This is a genomic window from Alteriqipengyuania lutimaris (assembly GCF_003363135.1).
Taxonomy (GTDB): Bacteria; Pseudomonadota; Alphaproteobacteria; order Sphingomonadales; family Sphingomonadaceae; genus Alteriqipengyuania; species Alteriqipengyuania lutimaris.
Genome location: NZ_QRBB01000001.1, coordinates 708,029 through 723,572, shown reverse-complemented (window position 1 = coordinate 723,572; position 15,544 = coordinate 708,029). Strand labels below are relative to the sequence as shown.

Sequence of the window (15,544 nt, the reverse complement as noted above, 5' to 3'; positions counted from 1 at the left end):
CAATTGATTTGCCATCCACGGTCGCTAGAGCCTGCAAGGATGGCAGCGACGATTCAGCCCGTGATCCTGTGCGGAGGTGGGGGTACACGCCTCTGGCCGCGCAGCAGGCGGACCAAACCGAAACCCTTCCTTCCCCTGCTGGGCGAACGCACCCTGTTCCAGCAAGCGCTCGAGCGCGTGGCCGACGACGCCCTGTTCCGCGCGCCGATCGTGGTCGCAGGCGAAGCGCATATCTCCTTCATCCGCGAACAGGGCGGCGAATCTCTCTCGATCATTGCCGAGCCGGTCGGGCGCAACACCGCCCCCGCCATTGCACTCGCAGCACTGCGAGCCCCCGAGGGCAGCGTGCTGCTCGTCTGCCCCAGCGATCATCACATTGCCGACGAAGCCGCCTTCCGCGCCGCCGCAGCCGCCGCGGCCGAGCTTGCCCGCAAGAATCATCTCGTCAGCTTCGGGATCGAGGCGGCAAGCCCGCACACTGGTTACGGCTACCTCAAGCGCGGAGACGCGCTGGATGGTGGCTACGCGCTCGAGGCCTTCGTCGAAAAGCCCGATCTCGAGACGGCCAAGGCCTTCCTTGCCGATGGCCGCTATAGCTGGAACGGCGGGATCTTCGCTTTCGGCCGGGAGGCCCTGCTGGACGAACTGCGCACGCATCGGCCCGAAATGGCAAGGCTGTGCGAGGCTGCGGTGGAGGAAGGGGCCCTGGAGGACGGCATCTTCACTCCGGCCCAGGATCAATTCGCGCGGATCGACGGGGACTCGATCGATTACGCGGTGATGGAAAACACCGACCGCGCCGCGATGGTGCCCGTGTCGATGGGCTGGTCCGATATCGGAAACTGGGACGCGTTGCGCGAAGCGCGAGGATGCGCGAGCAGCGGCCCGCACGAACTGCTCGATAGCACCAATGCGATGGTCGACAGCGACGGACCCCGCGTTTCGGTCGTCGGGCTCGACGATGTGATCGTCATCGTCGATGGCGATGATATCCTGGTGACGAACGCCAAGGGCGCACAGTCGGTCGGCAAGCTGGAAGGCGTTTCGCGCTGATGCGGGAGCTCCCCATCCACAGGGTGCAGAAGGTTTGGGGCCGGCACGAGCCGCCAGCACCTTTTACCAATCCTTCGAGCGAACCGCTGGGCGAAATCTGGTTCGATCCCCCGCCCGACTTTTCCAACCTGCTGGTGAAGTATATTTTCACGAGCGCAGCGCTGTCTGTCCAGGTTCACCCCAACGATACGCAGGCACCGGCGGGCCATCGCGGCAAGAGCGAGTGCTGGTACATCCTCGATGCGGAACCCGGGGCGCAGATCGCGGTCGGCCTGAAGCGCGAGATGTCTGTCGAGGAATTGCGCGCAGCCGCTCTCGACGGTTCGATCGAGAGCAACCTCGGCTACTTCGATGTGCGGGCGGGAGATTTCTTCTCCATCCCGGCGGGCACCATCCATGCGATCGGTGCCGGGATCAGCCTGCTCGAAGTGCAGCAGAACAGCGGTATCACCTACCGGCTTTACGATTACGGCCGCCCGCGCGAACTCCATCTCGAAGACGGCCTGCAGGTATCCGAAAGGGGCGTCTACGACCCGGGGCCGCGCGTTGACACGTCCGGTCGAGATTACGTCGAATTCATCGACGGGCCGTTTTTCCGCATGGCCCGGGTGAGCGGCAGCGCGAAAATCCCGGCAGGCAGATTTGAGGGGCAAACGCTCGTCCTGCCGTTTTCGGACGGTGTTTCGGTAGGCGGACGACCGCTCGCGAAGGGCAGTTGCACGCTGACCGAGGGCGTCGATGGCCTGGCGCTGGCCGATGGCGCCGCCGTCGCGCTGGTCGAGGAGAGCGAGCGACCTACCGCGCGATAGCATCGAGGATGGGTTTCGCCAGTTCCTCGCGACAGATCAGCAGATCGGGCAGCGACACGTCGGCCCGGTTGTAGCGCAGCGCCGCACCGTCGATGCGCGAACAGTGCAGGCCGTGCGCCTGGGCCACCGCGACCGGGGCGCAATTGTCCCACTCGTACTGGCCTCCGCTGTGGAGGTAGGCATCGGCGTCCCCGCGCACCACGGCCATCGCCTTGGCCCCGGCCGAGCCCATGCCGACCAGTTCCATGCCCAGCGCGGCGGCGACCCGCTCGGCCTCGGCGGGCGGTCGGCTGCGGCTGACGACGATCTTGCCGGTGGGCGCATGATCCGCGCGCGCACCGGCATCGCTGCCGAGAACCAGGCCCAGACCCGGCAAAGCGACCGCGCCCGTATGCGCGACTCCGTCGATCGCCAGCCCCACGTGCACCGCCCAGTCGGCACGCTCCTCGCCATATTCGCGCGTCCCGTCGACCGGATCGACGATCCAGACGCGACCCTTGTGGAGCCGCGAACGATCGTCCTCGCTCTCCTCCGACAGAAGCGCGTCGTCGGGCCGGTGCTGGGCGATTGCCGGGACGAGGAAGGCGTTGGCCGCCCGGTCCCCCGCCTTTCCCAGGGCCTTGCCCTCGATCAGGCCGGTGGCGCGAATCGCGAGCGCGATCTTGCCCGCCTGTTCGGCGAGGGTACGGGCCAGTTCCAGATCGGTCATGTCTCGGCGTCCTTCAAAGTCGGGGCGGGCTGTGTTCCGCCGCCGGAGATTCCCCAGGAGATGTTGGCCCAGAGGCGCTCATGGAAATGATAGAGGGACATCTTGGTGAGGACTTCCGTGATAGCGATAGCTCCTGCCGCCTCCAGGTTGCGGGTAAAAGCAGGCTGAGCAGGAATGTGTCGAAACTGCCCAGGACGCGCCAGCTGAGCGCCTTGGCCAAGGAACGCGAATGCGCCTCGAGACCATTGAACAGAAACATCGCAGCCCCCCGGTCAGACGTTATTTGAGCGGCAGGATTTTCGAGATGATGTGGTCGGCCGCTTCGTCGACGCTCATCCCGACAGTGTTGACCCGGATCTCGGGGCTCTCGGGCGGCTCGTAGGGGCTGTCGATGCCCGTAAAGTTCTTGAGCTCTCCGCTGCGCGCCTTCTTGTAGAGACCCTTCACGTCGCGCTCCTCCGCCACTTCGAGCGGGGTGTCGACGAAAATCTCGACGAACTCGCCTTCGGGCAGCATGTCGCGCACCATGCGCCGCTCGGCCCGGAAGGGGCTGATGAAGGCGGTGAGCACGATCAGGCCGGCATCCGCCATCAGCTTGGCGACCTCGCCGATCCGGCGGATATTCTCGATCCGGTCGGTCTCGGTAAAGCCGAGGTCGCGGTTGAGCCCGTGGCGCACATTGTCCCCGTCGAGCAGGAAGGTGTGGCGGTTCATCAAGGCCAGCTTCTTCTCGACCGCATTGGCGATGGTCGACTTGCCCGACCCCGAAAGCCCGGTGAACCACAGCACCCGCGGCACCTGGTTCTTCAGCGCCGCATGATGGTCGCGCCCGATGTCGGTCGGCTGCCAGTGCACGTTCTGCGCGCGGCGCAGGCTGAACTGGATCATCCCCGCCCCGACAGTGGCATTGGTGAACTTGTCGATCAGGATGAAGCCGCCCAGCTGGCGGCTCTTCGCATAAGGCTCGAACGTGATCGGGCGATCGGTCGCGAATTCGGCGACTCCGATCGCGTTGAGCGACAGCGTCGTCGCCGCGAGCCGCTCGAGGCTGCCCATGTCGATCTCGTATTTGGGCTGCTGGACCGTCGCGGTGACCATCTGCGAGCCAAGCTTGAGCCAGTATCCGCGTCCCGGCTTCAGCGCCTCTTCGTCCAGCCACACGATCGTCGCATTGAACTGGTCGGAGGCTCCGGGCGGATCGCCGGCCGCCGCGATCACGTCGCCGCGGCTGCAATCGACCTCGTCCGCCAGCGTCAGTGTGACCGACTGGCCCGCCACCGCTTCTTTTAGATCGCCATCGTAAGTCGCAATCCGCGCAATGGTGCTCGTCTTGCCCGCAGGCACGATCCGCACCGGGTCGCCCGGCTTCACGGTGCCGTCGGTGATGAGGCCCGCGAAGCCCCGGAAGTCGAGATTGGGGCGATTGACCCATTGCACCGGCATGCGGAACGAGCGTTCCTGCGCGGCGGTGTTCGCCAATTCGACGGTCTCGAGATGCTCGATCAGCGAGGGCCCTTCGTACCAGGGCGTGTTGGGCGACGGGGCACCATCGTCCTTCGACGTAATGTTATCGCCCTTGAAGCCCGAGATCGGGATCGCGGTGAAATCCTCGATCCCGATGCCGGTCGCAAAGGCGCGATAATCGGCGACGATCGAATCGTAGGTCTCGCGGTCGTAATCGACCAGATCCATCTTGTTCACCGCCAGCACGACATGCCGAATGCCGAGCAGGTGGACGAGATAGCTGTGCCGGCGCGTCTGCTGCAGCACGCCCTTGCGCGCATCGATCAGGATGATGGCAAGGTCCGCGGTCGAGGCGCCCGTCACCATGTTGCGCGTGTATTGTTCGTGCCCAGGCGTATCCGCGACGATGAACTTGCGTTTCTCGGTCGCGAAGAAGCGGTAGGCGACATCGATCGTGATGCCCTGCTCGCGCTCGGCCGCCAGCCCGTCGACCAGCAGTGCGAAATCGATTTCGGCCCCTTGCGTGCCGTGCTTCGCACTGTCGCTTTCGAGCGCGGCGAGCTGATCTTCGAAGATCATCTTGGAATCGTAGAGCAGCCGCCCGATCAGCGTGGACTTTCCGTCATCCACGCTGCCGCAGGTGATGAAGCGCAGCAGGCTCTTGTGCTGATGCTGCTCGAGATAGGCGTCGATATCCTCGGCGATGAGGGCATCGGTGCGGAAGGACGATTCTAGGGTGGGCTCCTGATCCGCCATCAGAAGTATCCTTCCTGCTTCTTGTCTTCCATCGACGCGGACTGCCCCTTGTCGATCGCGCGGCCCTGCCGTTCGGACCCGGTCGCCAGCAGCATTTCCTGGATGATAGCGCTCATGTCGGTCGCCTCGCTGATCGTGGCACCGGTCAGCGGATAGCAGCCCAGCGTACGGAACCGGACCGATCGCTCGACCACCTCCTCGCCCTCTTCGAAGCGGAAGCGATCATCGTCGACCACGAGGATCAGCCCGTCGCGTTCCACGGTGGGGCGCTTCTGCGAAAGGTAGAGCGGAACGATGTCGATCTTCTCGAGCGCGATATATTGCCAGATGTCTAGCTCGGTCCAGTTCGAGATCGGGAACACCCGGATGCTCTCGCCCTTGTTCTTCTTCGCGTTGTAGAGGTTCCACAATTCGGGCCGCTGGTTCTTGGGATCCCAGCGGTGCGACGCGGTGCGGAAGCTGAAGATCCGCTCCTTCGCACGCGCCTTCTCCTCGTCGCGGCGGCCCCCGCCGAAGGCGGCATCGAAGCCATGTTCGCTCAGCGCGCGCTTCAATGGATCGGTCAGCTGCGCCTGGCTGTAGAGCGCGCTGCCGGTATCGAAGGGGTTGATGCCCTGCTCCTCGGCCTGCTCGTTCTGCGCGATGATCAGTTCGAGCCCGTATTCCTTCACCGTCCGGTCGCGATGGTCGAGCAGCGCCTGGAAATCCCACCCGCTGGCCACGTGCAGCATCGGGAAGGGTGGCGGGGCGGGATAAAAGGCCTTGCGCGCGAGATGCAGCATCACCGAGCTGTCCTTGCCCACGGAGTAGAGCATGACGGGATTTTCGGTCTCCGCGACGACCTCGCGAAAAATGTGAATGCTCTCGGCTTCGAGCCGTTCGAGATGGGTAAGCCTGGCCATGACGGGGCGGTGTAGGTCGGGCGATCGCCGTTTCAAAGATAGAATGGCTTTGGGCGAGTAAGGCTCAGAATGTTCGCGACCGCCCTCCTCTTCGGTCCGCCAGGGTTAGCCGATCGAGGCACACGCCAAATGGAAACTGCAGACTTCGAGAGGCCCCAAAGACACGAAAAGACGCAACTTTTGCAATTCCCATGCTCGTCAATGCGCCCAAGCGGCTTGCACGTTACGCGCCCGAATTCTAGCTAGCAGGGCATGGCGGACCCATACGACATTCTCGGACTAGGGCGTTCCGCGTCCGAGCAGGAGGTCAAGAGCGCCTATCGCAAGCTCGCCAAGCAGCTCCATCCCGACCGCAACAAGGACAATCCGCAGGCGTCCGAGCGATTCTCCGACATCACCAAGGCGTACGATCTGCTGTCCGACAAGGAGCAGCGTGCACGCTACGACCGGGGCGAGATCGATCTCGAAGGCAATCCGACCAACCCCTTCGGCGGTGGCGGCGGGTTTCGTGGTGGTCGGCCCGGCGCGGGCGCTAGCTATTCGGGCGACGATTTTCGCGGCTTCGGCGGCGAGGAGGTCGATCTGGGCGACCTGTTCGAAGGGCTGTTCGGCGGCGGCCGCGCCGGGCCCACGGGCGGCCGCGGCGGTTCGGGAGCATTCGGGCGCGGCGCTCCGCCACCGCGCAAGGGTGCCGACATGGCCTATCGCCTGCGCGTGCCCTTCGTCGACGCTGCGCGCCTCGATGAACAGCGGATCACGCTGGAGGACGGCAAGACGATCGACCTCAAACTGCCCGCCGGTGTCGAGAGCGGGACCCAGATGCGGCTCCGCGGCAAGGGCCAGCAAGGCCCCGGCGGCGCGGGCGATGCCATCGTGACGATCGAGATCGACCGACATCCGCATTTCGAGCGCGACGGTGACCGGGTGCGGCTCGACCTGCCGATCACGCTGACCGAGGCGGTGCGCGGCGGCAAGGTGCGCGTGCCCACGGTCGACGGCCCGGTGATGCTCACCATCAAGCCCGGCACCTCGGGTGGCACGACGATGCGCCTTTCGGGCAAGGGCTTTTCACGCAAGGGCGGTGGACGCGGCGACCAGCTGGTCACGATCCAGATCGTCCTGCCCGACGATCTCGGTCCGCTGGCGCAAGCGCTGGAGGGCTGGACCGACAGCGCCAATCCGCGTGCGGCGATCGGCACCTGAGGCGCCCTATGCGCCGCCTCATCCCCCGCATCAAGCAGACGCTGCCCGACTCCGAGTCGCGCGTCATCAACTCGCTGACTCCGGAAGACCGGCGGCGCGAGGCGGTGGCACTGCGCAGCGGTTTGCGCGGACCGAGCGATACGCAGCGGCGCTCCCTGGAAGTCGCCAGGCGCGTGGTCGTCGGCACCTTCAACGACGGTTTTCTCTACGCCGGCAACATCGCCTACATGTCGATGCTCGCGATTTTCCCCTTCTTCATCACCGGCGCGGCGATCTTCGCGGCGCTGGGCGAAGGCAGCGATCGCGCGGCGAGCATCAACGCGATCCTGCTGGCGACCCCACCGGTGGTCGCCGAGGTGATCGAACCGGTCGCGCGCAATGTGATCGAATCCCGCCAGGGCTGGCTCTTGTGGGTCGGCGGCGCGGTTGGGCTGTGGACCGTCGGCAGCCTGATCGAGACGATCCGCGATCTGCTCCGCCGTTCCTATGGCACCGAGCCGACGCAGGCTTTCTGGCTCTACCGGCTTGCCTCCACCGCGATGATCATCGGCGCGGTCATCCTCCTCATGTTCTCGCTGATCGCGCAGGTCATGATCGGTGCGGCGCAGCAGGTGATCGGGGCCTATTTCCCCTTGCTGAGCGACGCGCTGGCCAAGCTCGCGCTGGCGCGGTTCGTGCCCGGTTTCGGCCTTTTCGGATCGATCTATGCGCTGTTCTATATCCTTACCCCCGGCCCCTATCGCCAGAAACGCTATCCCAAATGGCCCGGGGCGGTCGCGACCACCTTGTGGTGGGTGGGAGTCACGGTCGCACTGCCGCCGGTGCTGCGCAGCTTCTTCGCCTACAATCTCACCTACGGATCGCTCGCCGGGATCATCATCACATTGCTGTTCTTCTGGCTGGTCGGCCTCGGCCTCGTGATCGGGGCGCAGCTGAACGCCGCGCTCGCGGAAACACCAGAAGAGGAACGGCTCAGCCGGACCGGCGGCGAGCCACGAATCGCGCCGGAAGCGCTGGCATATGAAAGGAAAGAACCATGACCGAACTAATGCAGGGCAAGCGCGGGCTCATCATGGGCCTCGCCAACGACAAGTCGCTTGCATGGGGCATATCGAAGAAGCTGGCCGAACATGGCGCGCAGCTTGCCTTCACCTACCAGGGCGAGGCGCTCGAAAAGCGCGTGCGCCCGCTCGCCGACCAGCTGGGTTCGGACATCGTCATCCCCTGCGATGTCAGCGACATGGACAATCTCGATGCCGCTTTCGCCGCGCTGAAAGAGCATTGGGAGACCCTCGACTTCGTGGTCCACGCGATCGGATTTTCCGACAAGAGCGAACTGCGCGGGAAATATGTCGACACCAGCCTCGACAATTTCCTGATGACGATGAACATCTCCGCCTACAGCCTCGTGGCGGTGGCCAAACGCGCGGCGGCCATGATGCCGCCCAGGGCGGACGACGGCACGGGCGGCGGGAGCATCCTGACGCTGACCTATTACGGCGCCGAAAAGGTCATCCCGCACTACAATGTGATGGGCGTCGCCAAGGCCGCGCTCGAAACGAGCGTGCAGTATCTCGCTAACGACCTGGGGCCGGACAATATCCGCGTGAACGCGATCAGCGCAGGGCCGATCAAGACGCTGGCCGCCAGCGGGATCGGCGATTTCCGCTATATCCTGAAGTGGAACGAGCTCAACTCGCCGATGCGCCGCAACGTGACGATCGACGATGTCGGCGGCTCGGGCCTCTATTTCCTTTCCGACCTGTCGGCAGGCGTGACCGGCGAAGTCCATCACGTCGATGCCGGCTACCACGTGGTCGGGATGAAGCAGGAAGACGCACCCGACATCGCGCTGGACTAGCGCGGCCGCGCTCGTGCCAGCCTAGTTGCGGAGCCGGGAGAGCCTTTGCTCCCACGCCAGCGCGTGCTCGATGATCGTGTCCAGATTGTCGTAGCGCGGGGTCCAGGGCACGGTTTCGCGCAGCAGCGAACTGTCGGCGACAAGCTGTGCGGGATCGCCTGGGCGGCGGCCTTCGAAGATGCGATCGATCCTGCCGCCGGTCACACGATCGACCGCATCGAGCACTTCGAGGACCGAGAAACCGCGCCCGTATCCGCAGTTCATCGTCACCGAACGGTCGGGTTGCGCGATCAGCGCGTCGAGCGCGAGGACGTGGGCATCGGCAAGATCGCTGACGTGGATATAGTCGCGCACGCCGGTGCCGTCGGGCGTGTCGTAATCGGTGCCGAACACGCTCACCGCATCGCGCTTGCCCGACGCGGCCTCGACCGCAACCTTGATGAGGTGCGTGGCGCCCTTGGTCGACTGGCCGGTACGGGCCTGCGGATCAGCGCCGGCCACATTGAAATAGCGCAGAGCACAGAAATTGATCGGGTAGGCCGCTGCAGTGTCGGCCAGCATCTGCTCGGTCATCAGCTTCGACCAGCCATAGGGATTGATCGGCACCGTCGGCGTCGCTTCGGTCACCACAGAGGCTTCGGGCACGCCATAGGTTGCGGCGGTCGAGCTGAAGATGAAGTGGCGAACACCCGCGGTAACGGCCGCCTCGATTAGCGCGCGGCTCTTCGCAGTGTTGTTCTCGTAATAGCTGAGCGGCTTCTCCACCGATTCGGGCACGATGATGGAGCCCGCGAAATGCATGATCGCTGCGGTTGCCTGCTCTTCGAAGATGCGCGCCAGCAGGTCGGCATCGGCGATGTCGCCGTCATAGAAGGGAACATCGTCGGGGAGCGCGAAGCGAAACCCTGTCGAAAGATCGTCGATGACGGCAACGGGGCGGCCCGCATCGCGCAGGGCGTGCACCGCATGGCTGCCGATATAGCCCGCACCGCCGGTGACGAGAACGGGCGCTGGGCTTTGGTCGGACATACCGGGTTCGGTACTCAAGCCATGCCGCGCGGGCAACATATCGGCTGCCCTTATCCAATGGATTTCAAAGCACGAGATTTCTGGCTAAGGCCGCCGAATGCGCACTCGCAACCCGAAAAATGCCGACCTTCCGGCGACCATCTCGTTCTGGCTCCTGACGACGTTTATCGCGATCCTGTGGATCGCCGGCGGTGCCTCACGACCCGACCAGCTCGGTCAGCCGCTCACACGCCTCGCTGCGTGGGCGATCCTGATCCCGGTGTTCGTGCTGTTGCCGCTGCCCGACCTCAAACGCTTGAAACCGGTCGCGATTCTGCTCGGCCTCTCGCTCTTGCTCGTTGCGCTTCAGCTCGTCCCTCTACCCCCGTCCATGTGGGGCAGTCTGCCGGGGCGCGACCTTTTCTGGCAGGCCGCTCTGGTCAGCAACGAACCACAGGCGTGGCGTCCGCTTTCGATCGTCCCTGAAGGTACCGTCAATGCGCTCGGTTCGCTCGTCGTCCCATGTCTCTTCCTCGCGCTGATGGCTCATTTCGGAAGGGACCAAGACTGGCGTCTTCTCACGGTCATTCTGCTCGCAGTCGTCGCCGGTAGCCTTCTTGGCGCGATCCAGTTCTCGGGCAGCCGGTTCGAAAATCCCCTGATCAATGACTCGGCCGGACTGGTCACGGCCAATTTCGCAAACCGGAACCATTTCGCGCTGTTCGCCGCACTCGGCTGTCTGATAGCACCCACCTGGGGGTTTGCGGTTGGCCGCCAGACCAAGTGGAAAATGGTGACTTCGCTGGCGCTGATCCCGTTTTTCGCCTTGATCATATTGTCGACCGGTTCGCGCATGGGTCTGGTGACGGGCGCCTTGGGAATCGCGCTGGGATTGGCCGCCGTGCGCGTGCCCGTCTCTCAGGAGCTTTCACGCCTGTCGCGCCCCGTGGCTATCGCGCTTGTGGTGACCGCGGTAGCCATACTGATCGGCGGCGTGATCTTGAGCATCGTGCTCGACCGCGCATATTCCGTCGAGCGATCGGGAATCGACGTGCTTGCCGAAGATCTGAGAGTTGAGGCCCTGCCATTCGTTTTGCAGGCAATCGGACGCTATTTTCCAGTTGGTGCGGGCTTCGGCACTTTCGATCCGATATACCGGATCATGGAATCCGACGAAGTGCTTCGCACTTCCTACATGAACGAGGCGCACAATGATTGGCTGCAGGTTCCGCTCGAAGGCGGCCTTGCCGGAATTCTGCTGTTGCTCGGTGCTGTCGGCTGGTGGATCTATGCAAGCATCGGCGCCTGGTTCCGCTCGCAGGCCACCGGGGCGCTGGCGCGAGTTGGCAGTGCGGCCCTGCTGCTGATCATGATCGCAAGCATCGTCGATTATCCTGCGCGAACTCCGATGGTCATGGGGTTGGTGATCGTCTGCGCTGTCTGGCTCGCCCGCTCCGGGCGAAACTTGACCGGTCGAGCTGCCGACCGCGGGTCCAAGAAGCGGGCGGAGTGAGCTTCCAACGCACTTTACGTTTCGAGGCCCCACTTCTATAGGGCGGCAAGTTCCCGAGAACTCTGATAATGAGACAAGAATTGCGCTCGATGATCCTCTTGCTCAGCGCCTCCATGCTGCTAGCGGCATGCGCCGGTCGAGAACCTATCCGCTCGACTGCCGATCTGACGGTTATCGAGGGCGAGAGCCTGTTGCCCTCGCCCGACCGGAGCGATCTGACGGTTGCGCCGCGTCTGGCGCTGATCGGGCCGCTCGATACGATCAGCGTGGACGTGTTTGGCGTACCGCAACTCAGCCGCGAGGTTCAGGTCGACTCGGGTGGGCGGATCGCGATGCCGCTGATCGGCACGGTCGATGCTGGCGGCAAGACGGCCGCGGAGCTGGCAAGCGACATCGAACGGTCGCTAGCGGGTCGCTATGTGCGCAACCCCAGTGTCAGCGTGAATATCGACAGTTCGGTGAGCCAGGTGGTCACGGTCGACGGACAGGTCGTCGAGCCCGGCCTCTATCCGGTCACCAATCAAATGACCCTGTTGCGTGCGGTGGCATCTGCCAGGGGGCTGACGGAATTTGCGAAGGAAGATGATGTCGTCATTCTGCGTCAGGTAAACGGTCAGCGCCTTGCAGGCCTCTACAACATATCTGCCATCCGCCGTGGTCTCTACGCCGACCCGGCGATATACGCGAACGACATCATCGTTGTCGGCGACAGTCCCCAACGGCGCATGTTCCGTGACTTGGTCGGTGTGGCGCCGCTCCTGGCATCCCCTGTCATCGCGCTCCTCGACAACCTTTGAGAACTCCGCAGGCTGAACGAATTTGACCTATAGTTCCGATACCTGGACGCCCGATCCCATGCCGTTCGGGCCACGCACCGCTGAAGCGCAGCGAGCCAAGTCATCACCGATCCAGCAATATCTTCGCATCCTGCGGCGTCGCAGGTGGGTGATCCTCGGTACAATCGGTGCCTGCATTATTGCAGGGCTGATCGCCACTTTGCTGATGACACCGCAATACACCGCCAAATCGACGATCGAAATTTCGCGGGAATCGAGCCAGGTCAGCGGCTTCGAGGGTGCCGAGCGCGAGACCAGCGTGATGGATCAGGAATTCTATCAGACCCAGTACGGCCTCTTGGTAGCGCGATCCCTTGCCGAGCGCATCGCTTCGGAACTGGGCCTGGTCGACGATCCCGACTTCTTCGCGCTCTTCGGCATCGAAGCGACGAGCGATGGCGCCTATCAAATTCGCAATGGCCGCTACCAGGCCGAGGGGCGGGGCGAGCGTCTGCGCGACGCGGGCCAGATTTTGCTCGACAATGTCGCTATCGAACCAGAGCGGCTATCCCGCCTGGTCACGATCAGTTTCGAAAGCCCCAATCCGGAGCTTTCCGCGCGGATCGCCAATGCCTGGGCGGAAAACTTCATCGAGACCAATCTCGAACGAAAGAGTCAGGCGACGTCTTATGGCAGGGAAGCGCTTCAGCGGCAGCTTGCTACCTACAAGGAGCGGCTCGATGAATCCCAGCGCCAACTGGTCGGCTACGCTCAGAACGAAGGGATCATCAATCTTCCGTCACAAAGCTCGGGAGACGGGTCCGAGGCTACGCAGGAAAGATCGCTCGTCGCTGACAATCTCGCTGCGATCAACTCTGCGCTGAACGAAGCGACAGCCGATCGGATCGCAGCCGAGGCGCGGTATAATCGCGTCGGCGGGGCAGAGAGTTCTGCCGCAGCGCTCGACAGCACCACGATCAACAACCTCCGGCAGCGCCGCGCCGAACTGGCCGCCGATTACCAGCAGTTGATGGTCCGCTTCGAGCCGGGATATCCGGCAGCGCAGGCGATCCAGTCCCAGATCGACGATCTTGATCGCTCCATCGCCCGTGAAGAGGCGCGCGTCACCAACTCGGTGACCGCCGAGTACCGCCAGGCCGTGGAGCGCGAGAATACGCTTCAGACCCGAGTCAACCGGCTGCAGGACGAGTTTCTCGACCTGCGCCGCCGCTCGATTCAGTACAATATCTATCAGCAGGAAGTGGATACCAACCGCGCGCTCTACGATGGCCTTCTTCAGCGGTTCAACGAAATTGGCGTGGCCGGAGGGGTCGGGATCAACAATGTCGCGATTGTCGACCTGGCCGACGTTCCCAGGGACCCGTCGAGCCCAAAACTGATCCTCAACCTGCTTGTCGCGGCGATGGGGGGACTTGCGCTGGGCGTGGGCCTGGCATTGCTTCAGGAACAGCTCGACGATGCGATTGGCGACCCGTCCGAGGTTTCACAGAGGCTTGGCCTGCCTCTGCTCGGAACCGTCCCCAAGGTCGACGAGGAAAGCGAACCGCGCGTCGCCCTGCTCGACCGAAAGTCCGCACTGGTGGATGCATATATTGCGCTCCAGACGAACCTCGCTTTCACGACAGAGCATGGGTTCCCGCGCGCACTGTCGGTTACTTCGACCCGTCCGGCGGAAGGCAAGTCGACCACATCGCTCGCCCTTGCCACAGTGCTTGCACGCGCCAAGAAGAGGGTGATCCTGATCGATGGCGACATGCGCTCGCCTTCGGTACACCATCTCGGCAAGGTCAAGAACGAGCGCGGACTTAGCAACTTCCTCACCGGCGATGAGCAGATCGAACCGCTTACGTTCAAGATCGAAGACCTGGGTATCGACGCCATGGCTGCCGGACCCATCCCACCCAACGCCGCCGAACTTCTGACCGGCAACCGCCTGAGCACTCTCATAGACCGGCTGCTGGAAACCTACGATCATGTCGTGATCGATTCTCCGCCGGTGATGGGGCTCGCCGACGCGCCGCTCATCGCCAGCAAGGTCGAAGGCATCGTGTATGCGGTCGAATCGCATGGCACGCGCCTCAACACGGTGAAAATGGCGGTTTCGCGCCTCGAGGCGGCGAATGTGCGCATCTTCGGCGCGGTTTTGACCAAGTTCGAAGCCAAGCGCTCCGACTACGGATACGAGTACGGATACACCTATGGCCGCGAAACCGAGACGGAGGCGGCCTGATCTGGCCACCCGACTGACCAGCCTTACGGGCAACCGCTCGTCCAAGGACTGGCAAGCGCACATTCTGGCCGGCTTGGGGCTGTGTGCGCTGGCCTACGTCCTCGTCTCGGCGAGCTTCGCCGATATCCTGGTGCGCGTGAACCCCGAACGCGCCCACGCGCTCGCCGCGCATGATGGCAAGATCACTGCGGCCTACGCGCTGAGCGAGATGTTCATCCAGCCCGACGGGAATCCCAACGGGCGCGCTTCGCAACTGGCGCGGGAAGCGCTCCGGCAGGATCCCACGGCGGTCGATGCCCTGACCACGCTCGGCTTTGCAGCTCAGTTGCGCAACGATCCCCAAGCCGCGATGCGCGCGTTCGCCTATTCGAACGTGCTCTCTCGCAGAGAACTGCGGCCGCAACTGTTCGCGATCGAAGAGGCGGTTTCGCGGGGCGACATCGTCGATGCCCTAAGGCACTATGATATCGCGCTCAGGACGGCTTCGAGCGCTTCCGAGCTGCTCTTCCCCACGCTGTCGCAAGCCGTATCGGAACCTGAAATTCGCGAGGCCCTCATCCCGATCCTGCGGACGGACCCCGTCTGGCGCGAGGATTTCCTGCAATTCGCGGCCAGTCAGGCTTCAGATCCGGCGGCCACCCGTGCGCTGTTCATGGATATCGAGCGGGCGGGTCTGCCGATCGATTCCGACATGCAGAACCTGCTCGTCACCAGTCTTTTCCGTGCCGGGCAATATGCGCAGGCCTGGAATTATTACGCGCAGATCAGGGCTGGTGTCAGCCGTGGTCAATCGCGCGACGCCGATTTCCGGTTCGACTCTCCGGTTCGCACGCCGTTCGACTGGCTCGCCGGTCAGGATCGCGGCGTATCGGCCTCGATCCTGCCGGAGGCTGACGGCGGAATCCTCGACTTCATGGTCCCACCCGAAGTAGGCGGCATTGCCGTGAGGCAGGAACAGGTCCTGCCGCCGGGGTCCTATCGCCTTTTCGGGCGGGGCACTGCCGTCGACCAGTCCGATCTGACCCGGCCCTATTGGTCCCTGAATTGCGCGGACGGACGCGAACTCGGCCGGGTCGAGCTCACGAATTCGGCGGAGCGCTCCACGCCTTTCGAAGGCCGGTTCGACGTTCCCGGAAACTGCCCGGTGCAAACGCTGGCGCTGATCATCCGGCCGACCGCCGACATCGCCGGGGTCAGCGGGCAGATTGACTCTGTTCAGCTCGAGCCGGTAGATTAAAG

14 protein-coding genes are annotated in these 15,544 nt (G+C 63.8%); 9 read left to right on the top strand and 5 right to left on the bottom strand.

Going from position 1 to position 15,544, the window contains the following annotated elements:
• The first annotated feature begins 39 nt into the window (after positions 1-39).
• Together DL238_RS03505 and DL238_RS03500 are read left to right on the top strand one after the other, a co-directional pair.
• Positions 40-1,053: a mannose-1-phosphate guanylyltransferase gene (locus tag DL238_RS03505; protein WP_115490991.1), complete on the top strand. Its 1,014-nt coding sequence runs from the start codon at positions 40-42 to the stop codon at positions 1,051-1,053.
• Complete coding sequence (locus DL238_RS03500) at positions 1,053-1,862, top strand: class I mannose-6-phosphate isomerase (RefSeq protein ID WP_115490990.1); 810 nt, start codon at positions 1,053-1,055, stop codon at positions 1,860-1,862. The genes DL238_RS03505 and DL238_RS03500 overlap by 1 nt, the downstream gene beginning before the upstream one ends.
• Here DL238_RS03500 and DL238_RS03495 read toward each other — a convergent pair.
• The 4 genes from DL238_RS03495 to cysD all read right to left on the bottom strand — a co-directional run bounded on the left by DL238_RS03495 (position 1,849) and on the right by cysD (position 5,693).
• Positions 1,849-2,571, bottom strand: coding sequence for a 3'(2'),5'-bisphosphate nucleotidase CysQ (locus tag DL238_RS03495; protein WP_115490989.1), 723 nt, complete (start codon positions 2,569-2,571; stop codon positions 1,849-1,851). The genes DL238_RS03500 and DL238_RS03495 overlap by 14 nt on opposite strands.
• Entirely contained in the window at positions 2,568-2,693 is a 126-nt protein-coding gene (locus DL238_RS16310; protein ID WP_234031083.1) for a DUF2061 domain-containing protein, read from the bottom strand. Before DL238_RS16310 ends, DL238_RS03495 begins: the two co-directional genes overlap by 4 nt.
• 157 nt (positions 2,694-2,850) lie before the next feature.
• Positions 2,851-4,791 carry a sulfate adenylyltransferase subunit CysN gene (cysN, locus tag DL238_RS03485; RefSeq protein ID WP_115490988.1) on the bottom strand — a complete coding sequence of 647 codons (1,941 nt, stop codon included), beginning with the start codon at positions 4,789-4,791 and terminating at the stop codon, positions 2,851-2,853.
• Positions 4,791-5,693 carry a sulfate adenylyltransferase subunit CysD gene (gene cysD, locus DL238_RS03480; RefSeq protein ID WP_115490987.1) on the bottom strand — a complete coding sequence of 301 codons (903 nt, stop codon included), beginning with the start codon at positions 5,691-5,693 and terminating at the stop codon, positions 4,791-4,793. The genes cysN and cysD overlap by 1 nt, the downstream gene beginning before the upstream one ends.
• Before the next feature lie 252 nt (positions 5,694-5,945).
• On the opposite strand from cysD, the gene DL238_RS03475 reads away from it, so the two are divergent.
• From DL238_RS03475 to fabI, 3 genes are read left to right on the top strand one after another with little or no spacing between them, the layout of a single operon-like run.
• Entirely contained in the window at positions 5,946-6,896 is a 951-nt protein-coding gene (locus DL238_RS03475) for a DnaJ C-terminal domain-containing protein (RefSeq protein WP_115490986.1), read from the top strand.
• Between the two features lie 8 nt (positions 6,897-6,904).
• Positions 6,905-7,936 (top strand): YihY/virulence factor BrkB family protein, encoded by a 1,032-nt coding sequence (locus DL238_RS03470; RefSeq protein ID WP_115490985.1) that lies wholly within the window; start codon positions 6,905-6,907, stop codon positions 7,934-7,936.
• Positions 7,933-8,757, top strand: a complete 825-nt coding sequence (gene fabI, locus DL238_RS03465; protein ID WP_115490984.1) for an enoyl-ACP reductase FabI — start codon at positions 7,933-7,935, stop codon at positions 8,755-8,757. Before DL238_RS03470 ends, fabI begins: the two co-directional genes overlap by 4 nt.
• A gap of 21 nt (positions 8,758-8,778) precedes the next feature.
• Here fabI and galE read toward each other — a convergent pair whose 3' ends face one another.
• Positions 8,779-9,786: a UDP-glucose 4-epimerase GalE gene (gene galE, locus DL238_RS03460; protein WP_115490983.1), complete on the bottom strand. Its 1,008-nt coding sequence runs from the start codon at positions 9,784-9,786 to the stop codon at positions 8,779-8,781.
• Positions 9,787-9,883: 97 nt separating this feature from the next.
• On the opposite strand from galE, the gene DL238_RS03455 reads away from it, so the two are divergent.
• The 4 genes from DL238_RS03455 to DL238_RS03440 all read left to right on the top strand — a co-directional run bounded on the left by DL238_RS03455 (position 9,884) and on the right by DL238_RS03440 (position 15,542).
• On the top strand, positions 9,884-11,278 hold the full coding sequence (locus DL238_RS03455) for an O-antigen ligase family protein (protein WP_115490982.1): 1,395 nt from the start codon (positions 9,884-9,886) through the stop codon (positions 11,276-11,278).
• Between the two features lie 89 nt (positions 11,279-11,367).
• Positions 11,368-12,075, top strand: coding sequence for a polysaccharide biosynthesis/export family protein (locus DL238_RS03450; protein ID WP_199798032.1), 708 nt, complete (start codon positions 11,368-11,370; stop codon positions 12,073-12,075).
• A gap of 22 nt (positions 12,076-12,097) precedes the next feature.
• Positions 12,098-14,305, top strand: a complete 2,208-nt coding sequence (locus DL238_RS03445; RefSeq protein ID WP_234030943.1) for a GumC family protein — start codon at positions 12,098-12,100, stop codon at positions 14,303-14,305.
• Positions 14,274-15,542, top strand: coding sequence for a tetratricopeptide repeat protein (locus tag DL238_RS03440; protein WP_147290983.1), 1,269 nt, complete (start codon positions 14,274-14,276; stop codon positions 15,540-15,542). The genes DL238_RS03445 and DL238_RS03440 overlap by 32 nt, the downstream gene beginning before the upstream one ends.
• Positions 15,543-15,544 lie beyond the last annotated feature (2 nt).

Excerpts from the sequence above, each read along its gene's own strand:
- DL238_RS03495 (WP_115490989.1), bottom strand. The coding sequence starts at position 2,571 with ATGACCGATCTGGAACTGGCCCGTACCCTCGCCGAACAGGCGGGCAAG.
- DL238_RS03500 (WP_115490990.1), top strand. The coding sequence starts at position 1,053 with ATGCGGGAGCTCCCCATCCACAGGGTGCAGAAGGTTTGGGGCCGGCAC.
- DL238_RS03505 (WP_115490991.1), top strand. The coding sequence starts at position 40 with ATGGCAGCGACGATTCAGCCCGTGATCCTGTGCGGAGGTGGGGGTACA.
- cysD (WP_115490987.1), bottom strand. The coding sequence starts at position 5,693 with ATGGCCAGGCTTACCCATCTCGAACGGCTCGAAGCCGAGAGCATTCAC.
- DL238_RS03450 (WP_199798032.1), top strand. The coding sequence starts at position 11,368 with ATGATCCTCTTGCTCAGCGCCTCCATGCTGCTAGCGGCATGCGCCGGT.
- fabI (WP_115490984.1), top strand. The coding sequence starts at position 7,933 with ATGACCGAACTAATGCAGGGCAAGCGCGGGCTCATCATGGGCCTCGCC.
- DL238_RS03455 (WP_115490982.1), top strand. The coding sequence starts at position 9,884 with ATGCGCACTCGCAACCCGAAAAATGCCGACCTTCCGGCGACCATCTCG.
- cysN (WP_115490988.1), bottom strand. The coding sequence starts at position 4,791 with ATGGCGGATCAGGAGCCCACCCTAGAATCGTCCTTCCGCACCGATGCC.
- DL238_RS03470 (WP_115490985.1), top strand. The coding sequence starts at position 6,905 with ATGCGCCGCCTCATCCCCCGCATCAAGCAGACGCTGCCCGACTCCGAG.
- DL238_RS03440 (WP_147290983.1), top strand. The coding sequence starts at position 14,274 with ATGGCCGCGAAACCGAGACGGAGGCGGCCTGATCTGGCCACCCGACTG.
- galE (WP_115490983.1), bottom strand. The coding sequence starts at position 9,786 with ATGTCCGACCAAAGCCCAGCGCCCGTTCTCGTCACCGGCGGTGCGGGC.
- DL238_RS03475 (WP_115490986.1), top strand. The coding sequence starts at position 5,946 with ATGGCGGACCCATACGACATTCTCGGACTAGGGCGTTCCGCGTCCGAG.